The organism is Burkholderia sp. HI2761, from assembly GCF_002223355.1.
Classification (GTDB): domain Bacteria; phylum Pseudomonadota; class Gammaproteobacteria; order Burkholderiales; family Burkholderiaceae; genus Burkholderia.
The window spans coordinates 591,693-616,951 of sequence record NZ_NKFN01000009.1 but is presented as its reverse complement, the minus strand read 5'-3'; the positions used below and the strand labels follow the sequence as shown (position 1 = coordinate 616,951).

Annotated in this window: 22 protein-coding genes and 1 pseudogene; 10 read left to right on the top strand and 13 right to left on the bottom strand. The window is 63.4% G+C overall.

What is annotated here, in order from left to right:
• Positions 1-177: 177 nt before the first annotated feature.
• Positions 178-768: pseudogene (locus tag CFB46_RS34665) on the top strand (helix-turn-helix domain-containing protein); the annotation flags it as partial.
• A 417-nt stretch (positions 769-1,185) separates the two neighbouring features.
• Here the strand turns inward: CFB46_RS34665 and CFB46_RS35715 are convergent.
• Entirely contained in the window at positions 1,186-1,776 is a 591-nt protein-coding gene (locus CFB46_RS35715; protein ID WP_143751691.1) for a hypothetical protein, read from the bottom strand.
• Between the two features lie 1,052 nt (positions 1,777-2,828).
• Between CFB46_RS35715 and CFB46_RS34660 the strand changes: the two genes are divergently transcribed.
• Positions 2,829-4,382, top strand: a complete 1,554-nt coding sequence (locus tag CFB46_RS34660; RefSeq protein WP_027785875.1) for an MFS transporter — start codon at positions 2,829-2,831, stop codon at positions 4,380-4,382.
• A gap of 119 nt (positions 4,383-4,501) precedes the next feature.
• Here the strand turns inward: CFB46_RS34660 and CFB46_RS34655 are convergent, their stop codons facing one another.
• From CFB46_RS34655 to CFB46_RS34635, 5 genes are all read right to left on the bottom strand, one after another.
• Positions 4,502-5,332 (bottom strand): SDR family NAD(P)-dependent oxidoreductase, encoded by an 831-nt coding sequence (locus tag CFB46_RS34655; protein ID WP_080681399.1) that lies wholly within the window; start codon positions 5,330-5,332, stop codon positions 4,502-4,504.
• 33 nt (positions 5,333-5,365) lie between these two features.
• Positions 5,366-5,749 carry a VOC family protein gene (locus CFB46_RS34650; RefSeq protein WP_027785873.1) on the bottom strand — a complete coding sequence of 128 codons (384 nt, stop codon included), beginning with the start codon at positions 5,747-5,749 and terminating at the stop codon, positions 5,366-5,368.
• A 30-nt stretch (positions 5,750-5,779) separates the two neighbouring features.
• On the bottom strand, positions 5,780-6,526 hold the full coding sequence (locus tag CFB46_RS34645) for an SDR family NAD(P)-dependent oxidoreductase (RefSeq protein WP_027785872.1): 747 nt from the start codon (positions 6,524-6,526) through the stop codon (positions 5,780-5,782).
• 144 nt (positions 6,527-6,670) lie between these two features.
• Complete coding sequence (locus CFB46_RS34640; protein WP_027785871.1) at positions 6,671-7,423, bottom strand: SDR family NAD(P)-dependent oxidoreductase; 753 nt, start codon at positions 7,421-7,423, stop codon at positions 6,671-6,673.
• Between the two features lie 184 nt (positions 7,424-7,607).
• On the bottom strand, positions 7,608-9,266 hold the full coding sequence (locus CFB46_RS34635) for a flavin-containing monooxygenase (protein WP_034185495.1): 1,659 nt from the start codon (positions 9,264-9,266) through the stop codon (positions 7,608-7,610).
• A 39-nt stretch (positions 9,267-9,305) separates the two neighbouring features.
• On the opposite strand from CFB46_RS34635, the gene CFB46_RS35710 reads away from it, so the two are divergent.
• The 5 genes from CFB46_RS35710 (at position 9,306) to CFB46_RS34615 (ending at position 13,061) form a co-directional block, all read left to right on the top strand.
• Positions 9,306-9,527: a hypothetical protein gene (locus CFB46_RS35710; RefSeq protein WP_143751690.1), complete on the top strand. Its 222-nt coding sequence runs from the start codon at positions 9,306-9,308 to the stop codon at positions 9,525-9,527.
• A gap of 28 nt (positions 9,528-9,555) precedes the next feature.
• Entirely contained in the window at positions 9,556-10,128 is a 573-nt protein-coding gene (locus CFB46_RS34630) for a nuclear transport factor 2 family protein (protein ID WP_027785870.1), read from the top strand.
• 155 nt (positions 10,129-10,283) lie between these two features.
• Positions 10,284-11,222 carry an alpha/beta hydrolase gene (locus CFB46_RS34625; protein WP_027785869.1) on the top strand — a complete coding sequence of 313 codons (939 nt, stop codon included), beginning with the start codon at positions 10,284-10,286 and terminating at the stop codon, positions 11,220-11,222.
• Between the two features lie 258 nt (positions 11,223-11,480).
• The gene (locus CFB46_RS34620) at positions 11,481-12,233 is read left to right on the top strand and encodes an IclR family transcriptional regulator (RefSeq protein WP_063831218.1); all 753 of its coding nucleotides are present in this window, start codon (positions 11,481-11,483) and stop codon (positions 12,231-12,233) included.
• Positions 12,234-12,281: 48 nt separating this feature from the next.
• Positions 12,282-13,061: an IclR family transcriptional regulator gene (locus tag CFB46_RS34615; protein ID WP_051421424.1), complete on the top strand. Its 780-nt coding sequence runs from the start codon at positions 12,282-12,284 to the stop codon at positions 13,059-13,061.
• Between the two features lie 28 nt (positions 13,062-13,089).
• On the opposite strand, the gene CFB46_RS34610 is transcribed toward CFB46_RS34615, so the two are convergent.
• Both CFB46_RS34610 and CFB46_RS34605 read right to left on the bottom strand, forming a co-directional pair.
• Positions 13,090-13,995, bottom strand: a complete 906-nt coding sequence (locus CFB46_RS34610; protein WP_027785866.1) for an NAD(P)-dependent oxidoreductase — start codon at positions 13,993-13,995, stop codon at positions 13,090-13,092.
• A 39-nt stretch (positions 13,996-14,034) separates the two neighbouring features.
• Complete coding sequence (locus CFB46_RS34605) at positions 14,035-14,958, bottom strand: alpha/beta hydrolase (protein WP_027785865.1); 924 nt, start codon at positions 14,956-14,958, stop codon at positions 14,035-14,037.
• A gap of 604 nt (positions 14,959-15,562) precedes the next feature.
• Between CFB46_RS34605 and CFB46_RS34600 the strand changes: the two genes are divergently transcribed.
• The 3 genes from CFB46_RS34600 to CFB46_RS34590 all read left to right on the top strand — a co-directional run bounded on the left by CFB46_RS34600 (position 15,563) and on the right by CFB46_RS34590 (position 19,815).
• Positions 15,563-16,303: a carboxymuconolactone decarboxylase family protein gene (locus CFB46_RS34600; protein WP_027785864.1), complete on the top strand. Its 741-nt coding sequence runs from the start codon at positions 15,563-15,565 to the stop codon at positions 16,301-16,303.
• 589 nt (positions 16,304-16,892) lie between these two features.
• Entirely contained in the window at positions 16,893-18,179 is a 1,287-nt protein-coding gene (locus CFB46_RS34595) for an MFS transporter (RefSeq protein ID WP_027785863.1), read from the top strand.
• A gap of 13 nt (positions 18,180-18,192) precedes the next feature.
• Entirely contained in the window at positions 18,193-19,815 is a 1,623-nt protein-coding gene (locus CFB46_RS34590; protein WP_027785862.1) for a GMC family oxidoreductase, read from the top strand.
• Here the strand turns inward: CFB46_RS34590 and CFB46_RS34585 are convergent, their stop codons facing one another.
• The 5 genes from CFB46_RS34585 to CFB46_RS34565 form a co-directional block, all read right to left on the bottom strand.
• Entirely contained in the window at positions 19,816-20,766 is a 951-nt protein-coding gene (locus CFB46_RS34585; RefSeq protein WP_227789674.1) for an alpha/beta hydrolase, read from the bottom strand.
• Between the two features lie 254 nt (positions 20,767-21,020).
• Entirely contained in the window at positions 21,021-21,599 is a 579-nt protein-coding gene (locus CFB46_RS34580) for a DUF2889 domain-containing protein (RefSeq protein WP_027785860.1), read from the bottom strand.
• On the bottom strand, positions 21,596-23,041 hold the full coding sequence (locus CFB46_RS34575) for an MmgE/PrpD family protein (protein WP_027785859.1): 1,446 nt from the start codon (positions 23,039-23,041) through the stop codon (positions 21,596-21,598). Before CFB46_RS34575 ends, CFB46_RS34580 begins: the two co-directional genes overlap by 4 nt.
• 244 nt (positions 23,042-23,285) lie before the next feature.
• Positions 23,286-24,152 (bottom strand): oxidoreductase, encoded by an 867-nt coding sequence (locus tag CFB46_RS34570; RefSeq protein WP_034185494.1) that lies wholly within the window; start codon positions 24,150-24,152, stop codon positions 23,286-23,288.
• A gap of 111 nt (positions 24,153-24,263) precedes the next feature.
• Positions 24,264-25,199, bottom strand: a complete 936-nt coding sequence (locus tag CFB46_RS34565) for an alpha/beta hydrolase (RefSeq protein ID WP_027785858.1) — start codon at positions 25,197-25,199, stop codon at positions 24,264-24,266.
• Positions 25,200-25,259: the final 60 nt, after the last annotated feature.

The following is a 25,259-nucleotide window of genomic DNA, read 5'->3' as shown; positions in this document are numbered from 1 at the left end:
GAGAAAGCGGATGAAACATGCGACATCTGTATTTAGCTGGCGCTACGACATCTGAATCCGGGTATGACATTGGTTGTAGTGGCTAGATTGAAATGTCCGCTTTTGGCTACATAGAAATGTCCGCTTTTGTGCCGCGTAAGCTGTTCGGCCGCCGGGTGTCCGCCGCCGGAGGCTGCGATGGCTGCAACGGAGCGGATCACGATGACGATGCGCGAACTGGACCGGTTCAAGGTCATTCAGGACGTGGCGGATGGCAGGCTCAAGCCGTGGCGGGCGGCAGAACGGCTGGAATTGACGACGCGGCAGGTTCGTCGGCTGGTTGCCCGGCTTCGGGAGCATGGCGCGGCGGGATTGGTATCGGGACACCGATCGAAGCCCGGCAATCGTCGGCTGGATCCAGGAGCCGCCGACCGGGCGCTGACGATCATCCGCGATCGCTACGCCGATTTCGGGCCGACACTGGCCTGCGAGAAGCTTTGGGAATGCCACGGCATTCGGCTGGCCAAGGAGACGGTCAGGAAGCTGATGACGGAGGCTGGGCTGTGGATTCCGCGCCGGCAACGGCCGCCGAAGGTGTATCAGCCGCGAGCACGCCGGGCGTGTCTGGGCGAACTGATCCAGATCGACGGCAGCGACCATCGGTGGTTCGAGGAATCGACCTTCAGCTACTTCGAGGCGACGCGAATGTATATCGAGTGCCACGGCAAGCCGGGGGCGTTCTATAGCGACAAGTACAGCGTGTTCCGCAACGTAACGCCAGGCAAGACTACGTAGGAATACTTCGACTCAAATTTGACACTCAGTGTCGAATATGCTTGATCCCTGACGCCGGCGATCATTACTGGATCCCGTTGACGATATCAGGGGCTATATCGCTAACAAAGCCACTCGCAACCCGAGACAACATTTCCCAATTCCACGTTGGATTTTCCGATAATTTTTGGGTATAAACCGTTATGAGATCATCCAAAAATCCATCTGATTCGTTTGGGCTTGCGCCATAATACACGGCCGTTCCGTTGAATTTTGCCCCGACCATTGATGACAAAGTATTCCGATCATCGATGATATTTCCGGAATTATTCAAAATTCCATTGCTGTATACAATTTCATAAGGCGAGTCACACGTATCGTCCGCTTGCTGGGAAAATGCAACTGAAGAAAAGAGAGGCAGAATTACCAGAATTAATTTTTACATGGATCTCTCAATGTTTCCATGTAAATGTGCCCGGACATATTCTTCATTGCCACCGAATATGCTTGCCACCGCTCCTTTGTATTCAGCATCATCGAAAGAACGATTTGAGAATCGTCCATCCCGCTGCGCCCTATCAACTTGCTTATACAATCAAGAGATTTGAATACATTTGTCATATCCGCGACAGCTCGCTCACGGGTCCCGCCATTTATAATGAAATCTCGTTGAGACGCGGCGTAACGCATCATCGCGGCCCGTTGCGCCGGATCTTGATAATGGTTTTCGATATATTTTTCGACATCGTCACGGACGCCGGTGCCGGTCGAATCGATGCCGCCGACGGATGCCGAATGGTCAGTTGAGAGTTCAACCGGGGTAGTTCCTCTCACACTCGGATGTGGTGTGCGCGCTGCGGCTGTTTGTCCGAATGAGTGGAGGCGAGACGCCCCTTGCAAAGCAGATTCGGCGCTTGATGTCAGTAAAGCAGTCGATTGATTACTTCCACGCAAGTATGCGTAGGTGCATCCGATAACCAATCCCCCGACGGCTATCGCAATTACAAGATCCCTGGTTTTCATTTTTATCGGTCTCATGCTTATGATTGAGCTTTCAAGGCTATAGTTACTATCAATAGATTTGCAAGAGAATTGTGGGGCTATTCGAAGGTCGTCATTCTTCCCAGCGGGACGATGCAAACCGATTCGCCACGATGCAATCGACCCGTGCCCCTTCCCCGGACCATCGGTAACTGATGGCCGGGTTGTGCGGCAGTGGCCAGCCGGCACACTGTTGTTAAGATTGATCCCGACTTCGGAGGCAAATTGGGTGATGCCGCCCTGTTTACGTAACGATGCGTTATCGTCTGATGTGGTTGCAGTGGCTAGATTGACCGTCCGCTTTCGGGCCGCGTAAGCTGTCTGGCAGCTGTTGCTCCGATTGCCACAACCGTGAGCATCAATAGCGCGTACGCATGTCCGGCCTCGCGCCCCTGGCACAGTCGCGGTGTGCCGGCTGCTCCGAACGCATCGTTCGGCGACTCGTGCACAAATTTCAAAGTACGGAATACGTAAGCGTTAACCATTGATAGCGACCCGTGACGCCCGGAATAATCCGCCGTGACGGTCCCTCGGCGATGGTCTGCGACGGCTGCAATCGTTCGACATGCGCAGTTGGCGCCGCCGTCGTCTCTGGACGAAGACGCGCCGAACGATAGCCGATGACAGTTCGCGGCCGCCATTTGCGCCACGGCCACTTTCGCCGAAGCGTCAGCGTCCGCGACAGCCGGCGGCCAGCCGCCGAGCTACCGCGCCGCGCCAACTTGAACCTGTCCATGTAGCTCTGCGGCACGCCGGGTCATTACTTGCGGAAGCGACCGAGAGCACCAGGCCGCGGCTTCTCGCAGCCACACGCGCAGCCGTCATGAAAATCGCCACCTGGACCTTCAACCGGTGGCACCGTCAAAGATGGTTTCATCTGCTTTTCCAGCCCGGGTTTTTCATCCGATTCATTCCGGAGTCCAGGTGTCTCTTCACGTTCGTACCGGCGCCGCGCCCCACGCGCGCGCCCTTTCCCCCATCGTATCCGCGCGCGAGCAAATGCGCCCGACGCCGATGCCTGAGGCCGCGGCATCATGAAAATCACGCCCGCCCGCGCCCGCCTGTTCACGCTCAGGCATTTGCGCAGCGACCTACTGCCATGGGCGATCGCGCTATCGGTCGGTATCGACTACTTCGACAACACGATCTTTTCGTTCTTTACGAGCTATATCGCGGGCGGCCTCAATGCATCGCCGGACGAACTGGTGTGGTCGTCGACGGCCTATGCAACCGCTTCCGTGCTCGGCATCGTGCAACAGCAGTGGCTGATCGAGCGTCTCGGGTTCCGTCGCTACCTGAGCGGCTGTCTGCTGATGTTCGCGGCAGGATCGCTGGCCGCATCGCTTAGCGAATCGTCGCTTTCCCTCGCAATGGCGCGCGGCTTTCAGGGCTACTTCATCGGGCCGATGCTCGGCACCTGCCGCATCATGTTGCAAACCGGTTTCGCGCCACAAGATCGCGCAGGGGCCACGCGTATTTTCTTGATCATGATCCTGCTCGCGAGCGCGCTTGCGCCAATGGCGGGCGGTTATCTCGTTGCCTACTTCGACTGGCGCGCGCTATATACGTGTTCGACAGTCGGCGGCGCCGCGCTATCGGTATTTGCCTTCCTGGTGGTGCCGCACATCGGCAGGCGGCCGGTCGAGCGGCGCAGCGCCGCTCACCTATGGCCGTATCTCGTGTTCGCCATTGCACTGGGAGCGCTGCAGATTGTCGTACAGCAACTGCGTTTCGAAGTGTTCAGCACGACACCGCTGATGCCGCTGGTCACCGTTGCAGGGTTGACCGCGATCGGCTGGTTCGCCTGGCAACAGTGGCACCATCCGCGTCCGCTGGTGCGCCTGAATGCGCTGCGTGAGGGGCCTTTCCGCCAAGGGATGGTGCTCTATGCCTTCTACTACTTCATCAGCAATGCGATCAGCTTCCTGGTTTCGCGGTTGCTGCAAGGCGGCCTCGGCTATCCGGTCGAAAATGCCGGCCGTCTCGTCGGGATCACGTCGCTCGCAGCGATTCCGATGGCGATCGCGTATTTCCGGTACTCGCGTCTCATCAAGCGCAAATTGCTGATCGTCCCGGGCTTCATCATGGCGGCCGTGATCGGCATCTGGATGCTCAACCTGCCGCCTGACGTCAGCATGGGTTGGCTGCTGCCGCCGTTGGTCTTGCGCGGATTCCTGCTGATGTTCATCGCGCTGCCGACGGCGAGCGCCGCGTTTCAAATTTTCTCGAACGACGAATTCACGCACGGATACCGATTCAAGAATGTCGTCAAGCAGATGGCCTACTCGGTGTCGACCGCGACGTTCATCATCGTCGATCAGCATCGCACGGCCGTGCATCACACGCGTCTCGTCGAATTCGCAAACCCGTATAACGCGACGTTCCAGAACGCGCTTGAAACGATGACGCATGCGTTCGAGGCGCAAGGCCTCGACGAGAACGCGGCGCGAGGCCTGTCGCTCGGCCGACTGGCGATGATGGCCGCTCATCAGGCCAGTTTCCTGAGCGTGCTGGACGGCTTCGAGATGATAGTAGGCCTAGCGATCGTAGGCGGCGTAATCGCCTTGGTGCAGCGGCAAATCAGATGATCGATGCAGATCGCTTATACACATTGCCGGCGCGTTCTCAATCCCGCAGCATTTGAGCCGGCCGGAGCGTGACGGCGCAATCAACATCGAAAGCCGCCCGACATATGACGGCTTGCCGCTCAGTCCCACATCAAGCCATTGTCGACGTTGATTGACTGACCGGTAATGCTGCTCGACAAATCCGAGGCCAGAAACAGAACGGCGTCGGCTATGTCGCGCGGGCTGGCGAACCGGCCGAGCGCGGTTTCGTCCAGCATCTTGCGAAAACCGACCGGATTGGCTTTTTCCAGATCCTCCAGCAACGCGGTACGCGTGGCGCCAGGGCAAACCGCGTTCACCCGTATGCCGCTGCCGCCGAGTTCGTTCGCGGCCACACGCGACATCACGATGGCCGCGGCCTTGGAGGCAGCATAGGACGCATTCGAGGTGGCCTTCGCACCCTTGCCCGCAATCGACGCGATGTTGACGATCACGCCGCCACTCGCCTCGGCCATGTGACGCGCGAAACCCTGCATGGTGAAGAACAGTCCGCGCGTATTGACGTTCTGGATCCAGTCCCAATCCTCCGGCGTCAAGTCGAGCAGTTTGATCTTCCGCGTCACGCCTGCGTTGTTCACGAGCACATCGACCCGGCCATTTTCTGCAACGGCTCGGGCCGTCATCGCGGCGATCGATTCGAGGTTGCCGCTGTCGCAATGGAGGTAGCTCACCTTCCGGCCGCGGTCGATCAGTCGTGTTGTGAGTTCGTTGCCGCGCGCGTCGTCCACGTCGGTCAGGATCACATGCGCGCCCTCTTCCGCCAGACGTTCGGCGATGGCCGCGCCGATCCCGGACGCAGAGCCGGTCACCACTGCCGTTTTGTTCCTGATCAGCATCGTTTCTTCTCCCTTCGTTGAAACCGGGCGGTTTTTACGTGGATGGTGTTCTTGCACGAGATCGCTCGTCGTCATTCGATCGTTAGGGTGGGCGACCGTCTCGATCCGTCACACGGAATGAAATCCGCACAGTTTGTTGCCGTCCGGATCGCGCATATACGCCAGATAAAGCTGTCCTACCGGCGTGTCCCGGACTCCCGGGGGATCCTCGCAGGTCGTTCCACCGTTGGCCATGCCCGCTGCGTGCCATGCATCGACCTTCTCCCGGCTGTCGATACGAAATCCAATCGTTCCGCCATTGGCACCATGTGCCGGCTTGCCATTCAGCGGTATGGCGATGGTCAGTAACGTATCGCCGTGCGTATAGTAGATGCGAGGCGAATTGAAATTGATCGTTATCGCAGGTCCAATGCCGAGCACTCCCATCACGGCATCGTAGAATTTCCTCGAGCGCTCCAGATCGTTGCTGCCCAGGTTCACATGACTGAACATGTCACTTTCCTCAGTATCGATGGACCAGGTTCAAGAGATCATCTGATGGGCCTTCTTGATGCCAGCCCCGGCGGCAAGGAATCCACCATCGACAGCCAGGCATTGCCCAGTGATGTAAAGCGATTTTTCAGAGGCTAGATACGCGACTGCATTTGCAACTTCGTCGGGTTCGGCCATGCGATTGAATGGAATGTCCTCGAGGTACGCTTCGAAGTCTTCCATCGACAGCTGTTTGCGCACCATGTCGCTATTGACCGGACCCGGGGCGACTGCGTTGCAACGCACGCCCAACGGCGCATATTCCAACGCCGTTTGTCGCGTAAGCTGAATGAGGCCCGCCTTCGACGCGCCATAGGCAACCCGGCCGAAACCTGCCCGGAGTCCCGCGATGGATGCAATGTTGACGATGGCGCCGTGCCCGCTGCGCACCAAAAGGTCGGTTGCGAGTTGCGTCAGAACCAATGGTGCGGTCAGATTGAGTTCCAGTATCCGGTTCCAGTCCTCCAGCTGCATTTCACGCACCAAGGACAGCTTAGCCGTGCCTGCATTGTTGACCAGCACCGACAGTTCCGTCAGCCCGGCAAAATAGGCGCGACAGGCCGCGAAATCCGTCACGTCCAGCACATCGGTCCGTATCCCTTCGGGCGGGACGAAACCCTCAAGCGCCTCTTGTCGATCGAGGATGATCACGTTCCATTCGTCGTTCCTGAGACCTTTCGAAATTGCCAGACCGAGAACGCCGGCGCCTCCGGTCACGATTGCGGTTCCTTTGCTCATTGTCTGCCCTTCAGAGAATTCGTATATCGAGCCAGTCATGTCCGCCGGGTGAGTGGCATATATGCCGTTCATGGCAAGGATCGCTACCCCCTGCCGTCGCGATGCCACGTCTACGCGGGTAGTCAGGCAGGCGGGGAGCGTCGGTCAATAAATCGTGACGCCGCTATCCACGGGAATGATCTGCCCGGTCGTATGTCGTGACTCGTCGGAAGCCAGATAGACCGCCACATGGGCCATATCGATGGGCTCACACGGCCCCAGCAGGCACTGGTCCGCCAGCTTGCGCAACTCCTCCCGCTCATCCACCAGATGACGCACGCGCTCCGACAGCGTCAGTCCCGGTGCGATCGCATTCACGCGGATGCGATCGCGCGCATACTCCGGCGCCATTGAACGCGTCAGTGCATGAACGCCGCCCTTCGCCGCCGTATAGCAATCGCGATCGGTGAGCGCCATCAGTGCGACCATCGACGAGAAGTTGATGACCGAACCGCCACCCGCTCGTTGCAGATAGGGAATGCCGTATTTACAGACCAGGAACGTACCGAAGAGATCCAGTTTGATCGCCCGCCAGAACTCTTCCTCCGATGCATCGGTCACGCGCGCGTCATGCGGCGTAGATCCGCCAGCGGTATTGCACAGCACGTCGATCTTTCCGAACGCCTCTGCGGCACGCGCCAAGCCGGCGCGGACGCTCTCCTTGTCGGTGACGTCGAGCCTCAGCGGGATGGTCCGTTCCGCGCCACCGCTCGCTTCGGTGGCCGCTTGGGCAAGATCCAGATGAATATCGCCGGCCAGTACGCACGCGCCTTCGGCGATGAACTGCTTGCAGATGGCGGCGCCGATGCCACCGCCCGCACCGGTCACGAATGCAATCTTGCCGTCAAGCCTTCCCATTTCACGTCTCCTTCATGTTGTTCGGACGATTCCCGTCTGAGCGCCGATCGCGATAGCCGATCCGTTCGCGCACACGCATGTACCGTATGCAGCATCAATAGGTCGTCGAGTTCGTGATTCTCGACAGGCCGCCCTCGCGCTTGCGATACCCGGGCGGCCGTCGGACCGCTCAGCGATGATGTCGTTACGCCTGATGTTCGACCGTTGCGTTTAGCGACTCGGTATTGCGCTCTTCCGCGCCCGTCAGCACAAACCCTGTATAGCCGGACGCCGCGACTGCGTCGCATTTTTTCCGGTAGGTGCCGTGCCCGCCCAGATACGGCAGGAACACCTGCGGCTTGCCCGGCACGTTCGCGCCGACATACCAGGAGTTCGCCTTCAGATAGAGCGTCTTCGACACGACGTCCTGGACGTGCTGCATCCAGCCCTCTTCCGCCTCCGGGTCGGCGTCGATCCGCACGATGCCTGCGTCGCGCAAATCGGCCATGCAACGCGCGATCCAGTCGACGTGCTGCTCGATGCTCATCGACATGTTCGCGAGCGGCCCCGGGCTGCCGGGCCCGGTCACCGTGAACAGGTTCGGAAAGCCGCTTGTCATCAGGCCAAGATAGGTCTTCGCACCGGCCGCCCACTTGTCGTTCAGTCTGACGCCGCTCACGCCACGCACGTCGATATGCGTGAGTGCGCCCGTCAGTGCGTCGTAGCCGGTCGCGTAGATCAGCACATCGAGTTCGTGCAGGTCGTCGCTCGTCACGATGCCCTCCGGCACCACGCGCTCGATCGGCGTCGCCTTCAGGTCGACGAGCGTCACATCGTCGCGGTTGTAGACGCTGTAGTAGGTATCGCCGAGACACGGGCGTTTCGTGCCGAACGGGAACCCGCGCGGCATCAGTTTCTCGGCAGTCACCGGGTCCTTCACCGTCTCGCGGATCTTGCCGCGAATGAACTCGGCCACGGTTTCGTTGGCGGCCTCGTTCGACAGAATGTCGCCGTAGCACATACGAAAGCCGAGCAGCTGGCTGTTTTCCCACGCGTTTTCATATTTCCGCTTGCGCTCGTCGGGCGTGGCGTCGAGCGCGGACTCGACCGGGAACGGCACGGCGATGCCGAAGCGCGTGAGGCGGCTGATCTCGCGCCGTTCAGCGTAAGTCGCCCGCACGCGGGCGCGCATTTCGGGCGTCAGCGGATGATTCTTCGCCGGCACGACATAGACGGCCGTGCGCTGAAACACGGTCAGGTGTTTGCACTTGCCGGCAAGTGCCTGAATCACCTGGATACCCGACGAGCCGGTGCCGATGACGCCGACCCGCTTGTTGCTGAAATCGACTTCGTGGTGCGGCCAGCGGCCGGTGTGATGACTTTCGCCCGCGAACGTCTCGATTCCCGCAATCTCGGGCGGCTTCGGCACCGACAACACGCCGGTCGCCGGTACGAAGAAACGTGCACGCGTGACCTTTCCATCCGACGTCGTCACGTTCCAGAGATTCAGTTTTTCATCGAATACGGCGGACTCGACACGCGTATTGAAGCGTATGTGCCGACGCAGGTCGAAGCGATCGGCCACGTGATTCAGGTATCGCATGAGCTCCGCAGCGGTCGGATAGCGCTCGGGCCAGTCCCACTCGTCCTGAAGCTCCGCGGAAAACGAATAGGAGTAGTCCCAGCACTCGAGATCCACCCGCGCGCCTGGATAGCGATTCCAGTACCACGTTCCGCCGCCGCCGTCTCCCGATTCGAATGCCTGGATGCGAAAGCCGGCATCGGTGAGCCGCTTGATCGCATAGAGTCCGCCAAAGCCGGCGCCGACAATGACGGCGTCCAGCACTTCCGAGTTCTGGTTCATTGGGTTGTCTCCTGAAGATTGGTGCTTGTCAGGAACCTATTGAATGACCGCACGCCGGTCCGCATCAATTGCGGCAGCGATGCCTTCCCGTACATTGAAATCGGCGCCGACACCGCGTTCGTGCGTGCCGATGTCGGGACCGACGTGCTGTGCGTTCAGGCAGATCGGCATGTCGGGTCGCACGATCCGTGGGAGATTTCAAAGTACGGCAGACGCGCATCGCGCGAATTGACGCGAGACAGGCAGGCTCTTCATCGTTGAGGCAGGAAAACGAAAGGAGCGCAACGCCATGTCTGCCGCCATGCAACGCCTGATCGAGAAGGACCTGATCCGGGACGTGATGCTTCGTTACGCGCGCGGCGTCGACCGCCGCGACTGGGAGCTCGTCCGCTCCGCGTTCTTCGAGGATTGCCACGACGACCATGCCGACTTCAAGGGCACCCGCGACGCGTTCATCGCGTGGGTCAGGGAGCGGCACGATGCGCCGAGCCTGCTGACGTCCACGCACTTCCTCGGCAACTGTCTCGTGGAATTCGCGTCCGATAGCATCGCCGCCGTCGAAACGTATTTCGTCGCGCGGCTGGAGCTCGCGCCGCAGGCGAGCGAACATCGGTCGATGCTCGACGCGAAACACGCCGATAGCACGCACAACAGCCGGGTCCAGGTATTCGGCCGCTATGTCGACCGCTTCGAGAAGCGCAACGACGAGTGGCGCATCGCGCGTCGCCGAACGGTGTTCGATGCGATCGAGTCGCATCTCGTCGATGCCGCAGACAACAAGCTCAATCCGACATGGCTGCTCGGCAGCCGAGATCAGCGCGATCCGGTGTTCGCGCTACGAGCCGAGGTCGGGTTGAACTGACTCGTCGGGCGCACTGCCGAGCGCTTTTGCGGGCAGGCAATGCATCGGCAGACGCGCTCACTGAGACATCACATGCACTGCTCGACTGCGTCAAGGAGTCGACCGCTTACTCGTAACGGCGCCACGCCGCATCGCGCCGCTGAAAAGTCGCCATCATGAGCCTCGATACCGAAACCCGCGCCTTCATGGACAAGCTCGCCGCGACGGCGTCGAAACCCCGTCATTTGATGACACCGGAAGAGGCGCGCACCGCGTTTGCGCGAATCAGCACGATCCTGTCCGCGGGCGCCGACGTGCGTGCCACCATTCCGCTCGATGTCCCGGTCGACGGCGGCACGCTCCGCGCGCGCTTGTTTGTACCGGACGAACGGCCGCAAGCGTTGCTCGTGTATTTTCACGGCGGCGGCTGGGTCGTTGGCGGCATCGAGGAATTCACGCCGCTTTGCCGCGAAATCGCGGTCGGTGCAGATGTTGCGGTCGCGCTCGTCGAATACCGGAAAGCGCCGGAACATCCGTTTCCGCGGCCGGTGCTCGATGCATGGCAGGCCACGCAATGGCTGGTCGCCGAGCAGGCCGCCCTGCTTGGTACGACGCTGCCGGTGCTCGTTGGTGGGGATAGCGCGGGGGCGAACCTCGCGATTGCGGTGACGCTGCTCGCGCGACGCGAACGAGCTGTGTCGTTCGCCGGCCAGCTGCTCGTCTATCCGGTGACCGATTGCGTATTCGATCGGCCTTCATATGTCTCGCCCGACAATCAACTGCTGACCAACCGCGACGCGATGACGTGGTACTGGACGCACTATGCGCCGACCGATGAGGCTCGGCACTCCAGTCTCGCGTCGCCGCTCAGGGAAGCAGACCTGTCGGCCCTGCCGGAGGCGATCGTCGTCACCGCGGAGCACGACGTGTTGCGCGACGAAGGGGAAGCTTACGCGCTGCGTCTCGAGGAGGCCGGGGTGCCGGTTCATCATCTTCGCGCGCACGGGCAGATGCACGGCTTTCTTATGATGATTGGCATTCTGCCCGGAAGCCGTATCGGATTGGAATTCATCAGTGACCGGCTCCGCCGCGTCGTCGCGCACGCGTCGCGCTGATCCGCGACATTGCACCAGCCGTCTGATCTCGGGCACGTCCCGACTCCATGGTTCGCGCGATGGTAGTACGATCCGCATGGACGCGCGCACGCGCGTCGGACCAAATATGATCCGCCATCGAGAAAACAGACGGAGACACGCATGCAACCCGGTAGATCCTTGCCGACGCACGTCGACACGAGGTCCGGCAATGGCCCGCATGGCGTCGACACCGCGTGGCCGAAATTGCCTCGTGGCGAACGCGCGCCGAGCAACGCGATGGTGACCCCACTCGCGCGCGGGCTGGCGATCCTGTCGGCGTTCGCCCCGGACAAGGCCTGGCTCGGCAACCTGGAAATCGCGCAAGCAACCGGCATTCCGCCGCCGACGGTGCTGCGCCTGCTTCGCTCGCTCGTCGCACTGGGCTACCTGCACCACGACAAGAGCAGCCGGAAATATGCGCTCGCGGCCGCGTCGCTCGCGCTCGGCTACGCGGCCGTCATCGACCCGAACCTTCAGCGCCTCGCCAGCAGCGAAATGCGGAAAGTGGCCGAGGCGACCGATACCTACGTGCTGCTCGGCACGCGCGACCGTCTCGACATCCTGATCCTCGACACCCAGATCGGGAGTCGCACCGTGCTCGATCTGCGGCTGCGGCCCGGCATGCGCATGCATATCGCGTATTCGCTGATGGGATGGGCATTGCTGGCCGCCCTGCCCGAAGCGGAATGCAGCTACTTGCAGCGCGAGCTCGAGCAGCGTGCCGACGACAACTGGCCCACCATCGGACGCCGCATGGTCGAAAAAGTCGCGCAGGTGCGCGAACTGGGATTCGGCATGTTGCACGGCGACTGGGAACCGGAACTCGCGTGTGTCGCCGCGCCCGTATCGCTTCCCAATCGCCCGCCACTGGTGCTCGGCTGCGTCGGCCGCACAGCGCGCCTCGCGCAGGCGAGGCTCGAACGCGAACTCGGCCCGCGGCTCGTCGCGATCGCGCAGACGCTTCGCGAGCGCGCGCCGCTCGGTGTCTGAAAACAAGGGATCGCGATGGCGACGCAACCCGATCGTTCAGGAGCCCCAATGCCCGAAGCCACTCATGTCACGCTGACGCTCGATCGCGGCCTGCAGATATTGCGCGCGTTTCACGCGGAGCGGGCACCGCTGACCAATGGAGAACTGGCGCAGCGCGCGGGAATGTCCCGATCGGCCGTTTCGCGTTTGACCTCTACGCTGATCCATCTGGGATACATTCGTCGCGTCGCGGGCGGCGCGCGATTCGAGCTCGCGACGGGCGTGTTCGGCATCGGTTACGCCTACCTCGAAACCAATCCTGTCACGCGACTCGCGAACCCGCTGATGCAGCGGCTCGCCGATCAGTTGAACGTGTCGGTCGCACTCGCCGCACCCGATGGGCTCGACATGCTGTATATCGCCCATCGGACGAGCGCAGGCATCGCCACGCTGCGGCTCGGCGTCGGTTCGTTACTGCCGATGGGCTGCACGGCGATCGGGCGGGCGTGGCTCTGGACGCTGCCGCAACCGGAACGGCAACAGTACGTCGCGCGGCTGCTCGAAGCTGCCGGTCCGCAGCGAGAAGCGATGCGAACCGGCATCGACAACGCGTTCGATGATCTCGACACGAACGGCGTATGCATGTCATTCGGCGAGTTCCAGCGTCACGCGTATGGCATCGCGCTGCCGATCAGCATCGGCCACGCCGCCACACCGATGTCGCTGAGTTGCGGCGCGATCCGGTTCGAACCGGATATCGGCGCCGTCAGGCAGCGCATCGTGCCGGCGCTCAAACAAGCCGCACACGAACTCGAGATCGTGCTTCGCGACGTTCGCTTCGAACCGTGATGGCATGCAGGCGTCGCGCTACCGCGACTCAAGCGGTCCGCCCTCGCACGCGCGTGCCGCCCTGCTCCGCGACGAACGTCAGAATCGAAGTAAAGTCCTCCGCCTCGTGCCCCGCTTCGTATGCCGCATGCCAGACATCGCGCGCGCGGTCGATGGTCGGCGTCGCGATATTCAGCAGACGCGCTTCGTTGAATCCGAGCGACATGTCCTTTTCGATGATGGCCAGCGCTGCGCCATAGTCGAACCGACCCGACACGGCGCGGCTCAGCATCTTCGAGCCGGCAAAGCTCTGCGCCGTACCCGCATCCAGTAGTCGCATCATCATGTCCGCGTCCAGGCCGGCCTTCGCGCCCATCGCGAGCCCTTCCGAGCAGACGACGAGATTGGTCGCCATGATGATGTTGTTGACGATCTTCATGACCTGCGCCATGCCTGCGCGTTCACCCATCACGAACACGGCTTTCCCGATCAGCGACAGCAGCGGCATGACCTGCCCGACCGCGGCTGGTGCGCCGGCGGCGAGCATCGCGAGCGTGCCGGCCCGCGCAGCCGGGGCGCCTCCCGAGATCGGTGCATCGACGATGTCGATCCCTTTCTCGGCCAGCCCGGTGCCGATTCGTTCGATCATGTCTTGACCGATCGTCGACATCTCCGCGTACACGCGAATCGCTTTGCCATGCACGACGCCGTCCGCGCCGAGGCCGACCGCGAGCGACACATCGCGATTCGGCAGGCACGCAAAGACGATGCTGGCCGCATCGGCGACCTCGCGTGGCGAATTATGGATGACCGCGCCGCCTTCGATAAAGGGCTGGAGGGCCGCAGGCGACGGATCGTAGACATGCAGGCGGAACGATTGTCCGAGCAAGCGCTCGGCCATCGGGCCGCCCATCTGTCCGAGGCCCAAAAAGCCGATATGTTTCAAGGTTTCCATTCGAAATTCCGGATCGGTTCATCAAACAGGCGAGACGTGTCAACGCGCCATCGCATCGCTTATCCAGGCCGCAGCCGCCCTCAGCGCTTCCTGTGCGGCCGCGCATGCGAGGCCCATCCGAAAGAAGCCGTGGATCATGCCCTCGTAGTGCCGCAACGTGACGGGCACGCCGGCGTCGAACAGGCGATTCGCGTAGGCGTCGCCTTCGTCGCGCAGCGGATCGAAACCGGCCGTCACCACGAGGGCGCGCGGCAATCCCGCGAGCGACTTCGCGCGCAGCGGGCACGCATGCGGATGAAACGCGTCCTGCTCGTTCTCGACGTAGTGGCGCCAGAACCACACCATCGCCGCGCGCGTGAGCACATAGCCGGACTGGTTCTCGACGTAGGAACGCGTAGGCGGCGTGTGATAGTCGGTCACCGGGTAGACCAGCACCTGCGCGCATAGTGGAGGGCCGCCTTCGTCGCGGATTCGCAGCGCCGTCACGGCGGCGAGGTTGCCGCCCGCGCTGTCGCCGGCCACGACCAGGCGCGACGCGTCGAGCGACAGCAGGGGGGCGTGCTGCGCGATCCAGCACACGGCATCGAAGCAATCGTTGACCGCGGCGGGAAAGCGATGCTCGGGTGCAAGCCGGTAGTCGACCGCAATCACGGCGGCGCCGCTTCCCGCGCAGAGGTCGCGGCACACGTGATCGTGCGTATCGAGATTGCCGATCACGAAACCGCCGCCGTGAAAGAACACGGTCACGCCGTCACTTTTTCTCTCCACCGGCCGGTACAGGCGCGCCGCGAGCATTCGCCCTTCGAGCGGTATGTCGAAATCGACGGTCTCGCCCACGACCGTGCGCCGGTCGAGCGGCGGATACGCAAGCCCCTCGCGGAGCGCCTCGACGGACAGGCTCTCCATCGGCGGCGCCGATTCGAGGCTTTTCAGCATCGTCGCAATGTCGGGATCCAGCGCCATGCGCGTTACTCCGCGGCGCGCGAGGCCGTTACAGGGCCCGGCGTGACGCGATATTCGACATCGATGCCGAAATCGTCTCGACGATTCGATCGCAAGCTGTTGAAAAGGGGCATGAGTCGTCTCCATAGTGGTCTCCGTCGCGCGTCGATCGTGCGCATGGAACGATTGAGATTGCGCCAACCGCGCCGATCGGAACGACGCCGACAGGTGCGTGTAAAGCGTGCAGGCGTGTCGGGGGCCGGTCAATTTTGGCGAGCGGTCATTTCCGTACAACGGAACCCGGCTTCCGAGCGAGATCGGGCGCGCAACGGACGCAGCCGCTTCGTCCGCCCGCGCCTCGGCAATCGTCGCATCCAAATAGTCAGGCTCGCGGCTGAATCGCGGCTGGGACAGCACTTCGTCTCGAACCGACCATGCGGATACAAGGAACAAGGTCCGCGCGCACCGCCGCATCGACGATCGCCGGAAGCCAGCCGGGCAATCGATACAGGAAGATTTTCAACGTACGGAAGGCTCGAACGAAACCGATTCACGCACGGCAAGTCGGCCCTTATCCTGCTTTCGCGGCCCATCTTCGGCGCCGAATCTCAGGTAGACGACCATCATGAGCGATCCCGTCTCACTCAAGGCCCGGTTCGAACGACTTCACGGCTTCTGGAACGACGCCCTCGATATCGGTCTGAACGAGGATCCCGCGTTCTTCGACCGTTATCTGTCCATGGCGGAAGTCGCGCTGGGCTCGCCGCACCTGGAGCCGAAGATCCAGCATTTCGTCCTGATCGCCGCGAACGCAAGCGTCACGCATCTGAACGCCGAGGCCGTCGGGCAGCACATCGACGCTGCCGTCAAACATGGCGCCACCCGAGCCGAACTGCGCGAGGTGCTACAGATCGCCTCCGTGCTCGGGATCCATGCGTACATGGTCGGTGTGCCGATCCTGCTCGACGAACTCGCCGCCGCCGGTGAATCGGTCGATGCCGCGTTCCCGCTCGACAGTGCGTTCGACAAAGTACGCACCGAGTTCTGCGAGCGTCGTGGCTACTGGAGCGACGAACTGCAAGGCATGGTACGCAGCTCGCCCGCATTCTTCGACGGCTATACGGCCTTTTCGTCGGCGCCGTGGCAGACCGCATCGCTACCGCCCGTCGTCAAGGAGCTGTTGTATGTGGCAATCGACGTATCGACGACGCACCTGTTCGAACCGGGCGTCCGCATTCATATGCGCAACGCGCTTCGCTACGGCGCGACGCCGGCACAAGTGCTGCAGGTCATGCAAATCGTCAGCTGTATCGGGATGCAGAGCTTTCTGCTCGGCGCACCGCATTTGAGATCGGCGACGCCCTGACCACGCGTTCATGGCCGTATGCACGGCCGCTTCCCTGCTTCGGCGCACGCGTCGCTCCTTACTCATTCGACACATCGTGAGATTTTCGACGAAACCCTCGCTCCGGTTTTTGAATGGGCACGTGCGCAGGGCTGGAAATGCCGAGGCGCGGAGTGCGGCCTGCGTCTGCATACTCATTGTCGGTACATGGGAGTCGAATTCGATCCCGTCGAATCGCGGCTTCATGAAAACTCAATTGGTTCGCCGGCGGCATGCTCTTACGCTCCCCATCACGGATTACAGCCGTGGCAAACGCGATACGCGTGCATCGGCACGAGGCTGCGGCAGCATCGAACTGCACGGCAGACATCGCGCTCGCCGGCCGGCCATCCCGGCGACCGGGAGGCGGTGTCCGTCATCACCGGCAAGGCGTGCACGCACACGCCCATTCCAACGTTCGAGCGGGATCCGACTCGACGTATAAGAAAAATCCGGGACGTTTCCGGAATAGGTCCTTCCGGCATTCATTGCGTGAAAGGAGGATCGCCATGCTTGGGAATCCGGAAGGATTCGTCAGGCAATACATTTACAACAAAGGTATGGAGACAACATGAATCAAGCAACGCCGCCGGTCCGCAGCAGTCTATTCGTCGTGCTTCTATGCTTCCTCACGATCGTGGCGGACGGCTACGATCTCATCGTCTACGGCGCAACCGTTCCGCATCTGCTGGCCGAGCCCGGCTGGCATCTGACGCCTGCCGCCGCCGGCATGATCGGCAGCTGGACGCTGGTCGGGCTGATGGTCGGCCTCGCGGTGGCCGGTCCGCTGACCGATCGTATCGGCCGACGCCGCCTGCTCATGGTGGGCGTGCTGTGGTTCTCGGTCGGCTCGTTCGTCTGCGCGTTCGCGACCTCCCCCACGTTTCTGGGCGCGGCCCGCTTCATCACGGGAATCGGCATGGGCGGCGTGGTGCCGTCCGCCGTGGCGCTGGCGGTGGAGTACGCGCCCAAGGGCCGTCGCCAGTTCTACAACGCGCTCACGCTGACCGGCTACTCGGTAGGCGGCATCGTCAGCGCGCTGCTGGCCATCGTGCTGCTTCACGAGCACGGCTGGCGCACGTTGTACGCGCTCGGTGCACTGTATGCGCTGATCCTGCCCGTCATGTACTTCCTGCTTCCCGAGTCGGCGGATTTCCTCGTCAATCGCGGCCGTATCGACGAGGCGCGCACGCTCGCGGCCCGCTATTCACTCGATCTCGACCAGATCCTGCGCGACAAGGATGACCAACGCGTATTGCATGGCACGGCGCGGCAGGCCGGCGGTTACCGGCTGGTGCTGTCGCGCCAGTTTCGCGCCACGGCGCTGCTGCTCGCGTTCATGACGTTCTGCGTGCAGCTGATCGTGTATGGGCTCAATGCGTGGCTGCCGCAGCTGATGCGAGCGGCCGGCTATCCGCTCGGCTCATCGCTGCAGTTCCTGCTGGTGATGCAGTTCGGGGCGGTCGTGGGCATGCTCGGCGGCGCGTGGCTGGCCGATCGTGTCGGCACGCGACGCGTCATGTTTGCGTTTCTCGTGCTCGGCTGCTTGTCGCTGATCGTGCTGAGCCAGAAGCTCGATTCCACCTGGCTGATGCTCGCCGTATTCGGCGCGGGACTCAGTTCGATCGGCACCAGCAGCCTGATCTACGGGTATATCGCCGCGCACTTCCCGACTTCGTGCCGCGGGTCGGCGCTGGGCGGCGCACAGGCCGTCGGGCGTTTCGGCTCGATCCTCGGGCCGATGATCGGCGGCTGGATCGTCGGTGCCAATCTCGGCCTGCACTGGAATTTCTATGCGTTTGCGATCCCCGCGATCGTCGCGGCGACGGTCGTGCCGCTGATCCCGAGATCGGCATGAGGTGTCGCACGTGATGGAAACGTACGACTACATCGTAGTGGGGGCAGGCTCGTCGGGCTGTGTGGTCGCGAGCCGCCTGTCCGAGGATCCCGCGGTGCGCGTGCTGCTCGTCGAAGCCGGCGCGGACATGAACAACTTCTGGGTGCGCACGCCCGCCGGTGCGGGCAAGCTGTTCATGGACAAACGGTTCAACTGGGCATTCGATACCGAGCCCGTGCCGACGCTTGGCGGCCGCACCGTGTACTGGCCGCGCGGCAAAGGCCTCGGCGGCAGCAGCGCGATCAACGGCATGATCTACATGCGCGGCCAGCCGAGCGATTTCGACCATTGGGCGGCGCTCGGCAACGACGGATGGAGCTGGGCCGACGTGCTGCCCTATTTCATCCGGTCGGAAGCGAACCAGCGCGGCGCAAGCGACCATCATGGTGCACAGGGCCCGCTGCATGTCAGCGACGCGGCCATCTCGCACCCGAGCGCCGACGATTTCATCGCCGCCGCGGAGCAGGCCGGCATTCCCCGCAGCGCGGATCTGAACGGGCCGCCGTACGAAGGCGTCGCCTATCGGCAATACACGATCCGCGACGGGCGCCGCCATTCGTCCTATGACGCGTTCATCGAACCTGTGCGTCATCGCCGCAACCTGTCCGTGCGCACCGGTGTGCGCGTGATGCGCGTCGTTCTCGAAGCCGCTCATGCCACGGGCATCGAGGTGCTGGACCGCGGCGTGCGGCGGCACATCGCTGCCGCGCGCGAAGTGATCCTGTCGGGCGGCGCACTGGCTTCGCCGCAATTGCTGATGCTATCGGGAATCGGCGACGCCGCGGCCCTGCATCGCCACGGGATCGCGGCGACGGTGGAGTCGCCCGATGTGGGCCGCAACCTTCAGGATCACTGGTTCGGCTCGTTGGCATGGCATGTCACGCCGGACAGCTCCTATAACCACCGGCTGCGCGGGCTACGCAAGTATCTGGAAGGCGTGCGCTATCTGCTGACTCGCCGCGGGTATCTTGCACTAGGCGCGGCGCCCGTGACGGCTTATGCGCGCAGCGAGCCGGGGCGACCGGAAGCCGACCTGCAACTGACGGTGAGCCCGATGACGTTCAAATTTTCGGCGTCCGGCGAGCCGGTCGTCGACGATTTCCCGGCCATCGGTGCGGCGGTCGTTCTGTTGACGCCCGACTCGCGCGGCCATATGGAGCTGAAGTCGCCGGACCCTTTGGATGCGCCCGCGTTTCATCCGAATTACCTGAGCGATCCCGGCGACATCCGGCGTTCGATCGCGGGTTTGCGGCTGATGCGGCGCATCGCGAACACTGCCCCGCTCGCGTCGCGGATCGTCGAGGAACGCGTGCCGGGCGCGGCCGTCACGACGGACGAACAGTGGCTCGCCCATCTCAAGACCTACGGCAACAGCGGCTGGCACCAGGTCGGCACCTGCCGGATGGGTGTCGATGCGCAGGCTGTCGTCGATCCGCGGCTGCGCGTGCGCGGCGTCGCGCGGTTGCGCGTCGCCGACGCGTCGATCATGCCGAAGATTGTCGCGGGCAATACCAACGCGGCCTGCATCATGATCGGCGAAAAGGCCGCGGACCTGATCCGCGCGGACGCGACACCCGCCCGTGCGGTACCCGCGTGATTACAGGTGCTTGCCGAAGAACGGCGCCAGCGTCGACACCGCTTCGCGCATCTGCTCCGGCGTGTCGTAAAGCGACATGTGCGTGCCGCCCCGGATCACGTGAAGGTGCTTGTCGGTGCTGGCCGCTTTTTCAAGGAGGTCCTGGCTGTGCCAGAGCGAGCCGGCTTCGCTGCCGGCGACCAACTGGAGCGGTTGCGTCAGCAGCACGTCGGCCAACGCGAAGGCGTCGTAGGTCACGAGTTGCGGCAGGCTGCTCGTCGTGAACTGGCTCGGCGTGTTGGGGTGCTGCGCACGCGGCGTACGGTAGTAGTCGTACGCTTCGCGCATGTCGCGATCCTCGACGCCATCGAGGCTCGTCGGCGAGAACGGGATATAGGCGACCGGCTCGCCGGCGGCCTCGCGCGTGCGCGCTGCGGCGCCGAGCTCGAGCAATGCGATCGATTTGGCCGGCGCCTCGTTGCCATGCCAGCCGACGCGGAACATGCTGCCGATATTGACCGCGCTGACGGCGCCCACTGCCTTGATGCGCCGGTCGGTCATCGTCGCGTGGATCGCATAGCCGCCGCCTGCGCATACGCCCAGCGCGCCGATCCTGTCGCGATCGACGAAGTCTTGCGTCGCCAGAAAATCGACCGCGCTGCGCACGTCGTTGACGCGCGCATAGGGATCCTCGAGGAACCGCGGCGTCCCGCCGCTTTCCCCCTGGAACGACGCGTCGAACGCGAGTGTGACGTACCCCTCACGCGCGAGTTGTTCCGCATAGCGGCCGGCCGTTTGCTCCTTGACGCCGCCGCCCGGGTGAACGCAGACGATGGCCGCGTACTGGCGCGACGCATCGAAGCCTTCGGGGAAATAGAGGTTGCCCGCCATTTCGAGCGAGCCGTTGCTGAATTTGACTGACTTCATGGATTCTCCGCTAGATGTCTTGCCGGGGCGATTCGACGTTTGCATCCCGGACTGGTTCGAATATAGCGGTCGATATCGTCAGCAACTAGACTGCTTAAAGCACTTACGCCAATAAGCGGGGCTTATCAATCGCGGTCGAACTTTCGCGATCGGAAATGTGCGTCGGGACGCTGGCCGACGGCCGATCCGGGCAGGTCGACGCGCAGGGAAAGGCATGGAAAGGACGAACGTCACCGGGCGTGCCAAGCGGCCGGTGACGTGATGAAGGCTTGCAGCGAGCGCTTTGCCGCGCCCGCCGGCTAGCTTCGATTCGGGCGGTGAAACGCCGGCCAGCGCTGCAGGACGAGCTCGCGCGACGCGCCGTATGCGAAGCAACTGTCGATCTTGAGCGGTTTTCCGCTGGCGTCGGTCGCCTCGAGCAAGGTTTGCGAACGCAGCGGATTGACGGTCTGAATGGCCGCGGTGGCGAGCGGAATCAGGATTTCCCGCAAATGCGTACACGTGTCGCCGGGCGGCAGGCGCTTGCGTACCTCGCCGCTCCAGCCCGCACCGATGCGCAGCCCCACCAGCGCTTGCAGCGTCGCGCCGCCGCCCGGGCATTCGCGGTACGGATACGCGCGGATGAAGGTGTCGACCTGGTGGACGACCATGTCGAGATCGAACACCACCCGCAAGCCGAGATCGTGGATCGGCTCGTTCGCCGGTACCACGCGCGGGCTGCTCGGCGGCGCGAAATCGTGTGGTTTTCGATCGGTCAGATAGCCTTCGATCTCAAAGAGACCGTCGCTTCGTCTGAACCCATCGAACGTGATCTGCCTGGTGTGCAGCGGCTCGCGCGTGACGCGTTCCGTTGTCGCGGCATTGTCATGGACAGTCATTCCTCGCTCCCGTTTGCATGGATCTCGCACGACACGGCTGCCAGCGCCTGCGCGAGCATTCGGCCATCGCTGCGATCGTCGTGAACGAGCGCGGCGAACTGCTTGCCGGCCGACGCGCACACGCCATGCGACGTCAGACTCTCGCCTTTCGCGATGATCTGATCGAGCGTCAGCGGCCTGGCAGGCGTACCGACGCTGTCGATCACGACGCTCGACTGTGCGCTGCCGTCGTCGCGCACGATCCGTACGCCTGTCGCGAAGCGGGTCGGGTAATACTGCGTCAGCGCGTCGCTCGCCTCGAAACGCACACGCTCGGCAATGCGCCGGATCTGCGGATCGCCGAGGAACGCGTCGTCATAGGCGTCATAGCGGGTCGGCCCGTAGCTCAGCGTCGCGCCGACGATATAAGGGCAACTGTATTGGGCCGCCATCGTCGATTCGGGCTGCGCGAGCATGTGCTGATCCGCGATGAGCTGCGGGCCGCTGATCACGATCTCGCGAATGTCGTCGGTCCGCATCGTAAAGTTGGTGGTCAGTTCGGCCAGCGCGTCGATCGTCGAATGGAACAGGCGGCAGCATGCGTACGGTTTGAGGCTGATCGAATGGATCTGCAGCGGGCCGCCCAATTCGACCGCACGCAGCGGACCGCCGAACAGCGCGGCGAGCCCGTAGGTGCCTTCGACGACGCGCCGCGGCGCCGTTACGGCGTCCATTCGCGCGAATTCCGCAGCGAGCACGCCGTTGCGTGCCGCGATACCCGCATGAACGCGCTTGACCTCCCCGCCCGACGCTTCCGCCGAGAACTGCATCGCGCCGCTTGCCTGCGACAACGCATGTCCCCACGCACGGATCAGCGATTCCGGCGTGACGGGCGTGTCGTCGCGGTAGGCATGTAGCGCCACGCAGGCGGTGGCCGCACCGAACGTGCCGAAAATCGCCGTGGGATGAAAGCCGCGATGCACGGTTTCCATTCCGCCCGCTGCGGCGCCGACCAGCGCCATCGCTTCGTATCCGGCCGCCACGGCCCGGAACAGCATGGCTTGCGACGCGCCCGTGCTCGCCGCGACGGCCAACGCGGCGGGAATGACGACCGCGCCGGGATGGCTCAGCGTCTCGTTATGTGTGTCGTCGAGCTCGTAGCTGTGCGAGGCCGTGCCGTGTACCAATGCGGCAACGGATGCGTCGGCCGTCCAGTCGGCGCCGAGCACCGGGCTCGCGCCCGTGCCGGCAAAACGACGCGACCAGCGCGCGATCTGGCCGGTCCACGGCCGCGTCGCGCCCCACAGCGACACGATGAAGTTGTCGAGGAAAAGCCGGCGCAGTGCTGCCGTATCGGCATCGGTCGCGCACCGGTTCGCGACGGACGCGACATGCGCGGCGATGGCCGCGGTGACATCCGTCGGTGCAGGCGCCGATTCGCCGGTGCCGTTGGGGGATTGCATGCTGTCTCCTGTCGTGACGCGGCCAGGGCGGCGCGCGCTGCGGCATCGCGCGTGCGGCCGCGATACGCAGGCACGCGGTGCACATACCGTCACGATGCGCGGGCAACGGTGCACCGGTCAATTCGCGCCGAGCGTCCCTTCCGTACTTCGAAATGCCGCTGGCGACACCGAGCACGCCCGATCGTCGATCAGATGGATCGGGCGCGGCACGAACGGTCGCAGCGAACGCCCGGTATCTGCCGACCTACGCGGAAAGGGACTCGATCGACGTCACTTCGACGCCATCGTAGGCCGTGGCTTCGCCACGATCGCGCCATGCGGCCAGATCGGCCTGACGCGCGGCGACGGCGGCGTCCCATGCGCGATACGCGTCCTTGCCCAGCATCAGCCGCAACGGCGGCACGTCGCTGTTGACGGCATCGGCCATCACGCGCGCGGCCTTCGCGGGATCGCCCGCCTGCTTGCCGGCCTCCCGTTCGAAATAGTCGAGCATCGGCGCGACGACCGGGCGATAGGCATCGAGCGACTGCTCCGGCCGCATGTTCGCGTCCCCTGCGAATTCGGTTCGGAATGCGCCGGGCTCCACGAGCGTGACGCGGATCCCGAGCGGTGCGACTTCGTGGTGTAACGCCTCGCTCCACGCTTCGAGCGCGAACTTCGCCGCGCAATACGGACCGCATGCCGGGAACGTCACGAGCCCGGCGACGCTGGTCAGGTTCAGCACGTGGCCGCTGCCACGCGCGCGCATGTGGGGCAACACCTCGCGCGTCAGCTCGGCGGCAGCGAAGAAGTTGAGCTCCATCTGCTCGCGCAGTTGGGCCGGCGAAAACTCCTCCACCGCGCCGCACGAACCGCGGCCGGCGATGTTCGCCAGCACGTCGATACGGCCGAACGCCTGCAACGCGGCCTGCAGTGCGGTTGCCCGAGCAGCTGCGTCGGTCACGTCCATCGACAGCGCCAGCGCGCGGTCGCCGTAGCGGCCGGCGATGGCTTCGAGCGGCGCCAGTCGCCGCGCGGTCAGGACTGCACAATCGCCACTGGCCAGCACGTGTTCGGCCAATGCCTTGCCGAAGCCCGACGAGGCGCCGGTGATAAACCAGATCTTTGCCATGAAAACTTTCTCTTGATGGATCGACGTCGTCACGCCGCGCCGCAGCGCGCGGCACAGGCGTGACCGCCGGATGATGAAAAACGGAGACGCGCGCGGGAATGCCCGCCGGCGTCAACGCGCGGACGCGAGATTCTCTTGAAAGAACGGCCCGAGCTTCGACATGGCCTGCTCGACGTACTCGGGTTTGTCGTACAGGTCGTAGTGGCTCGCGCCGTCGACGACGAACAGGTTCTTGCGGCTCGAACGCGCGCGCTCGAACAGTTCGTAGCCGTCGCGGTACGATCCGAACGCGCCGGGTTTGCTGCCGATGACGATCTGCAGCGGCTGGGTCAGCAACTGCTCCGCGAGGTGAAACGCGTCGAAGCCCACCGCCGCCTGCAGGCCAGAGAAGCGCAGCTTGTTCGGCGAGCCCGGCTGCTGTCCGCGCGGCGTCGTGTAGTAGTCGACGGCTTCGACGATGTCGATGTCCTTGATGCCGGCCTGTTGGCGCTCGGCCTCCGACGCGGGAATGTAGGTGACGATCAGCGGGTCGGCGCCGCGCGCCTCGGCGGTACGCTGCTTGCCGATCGCGTCGAGCGTGGCGAGCGCCGCGTCGGCCGACAGGTTGCCTTCGCGCATGATGCGGCCGTAGTTGGCCGCGACGACGGTGCCCACCGCCTTGATCCGGCGCTCCGTCATCGCCGCGTTGACCGCATAGCCGCCGCCGCCGCAGATGCCCAGCACGCCGATACGCGCGTCGTCGACGTAATCGAGCGTCACCAGATAGTCGACCGCGCAGCGGAAGTCCTCGACGCGCGACGCCGGATCCTCGAGGTAGCGCGGCTCGCCGCCGCTCGCGCCCTGATGGGAGGCGTCGAACGCGAGCGTCACGAAGCCGAGCGCGGCCAGCTTCTGCGCGTAGATCGACGCGGTCTGCTCCTTGCAGCTGCTGATCGGGTGGCCGCAGATGATGCCCGGATACTTCGTGCCGGCGTCGAAGTTCGGCGGGACGTACAGATCGGCAGCAATGTTTGCCGAGCGGTTGGGGAACGTGACGGATTGCGGCATGGCGTTGTCCTCCATTGCGATCAGAAAGTCGAAACAGCAACCATGTTAGAGGCTGGTCCG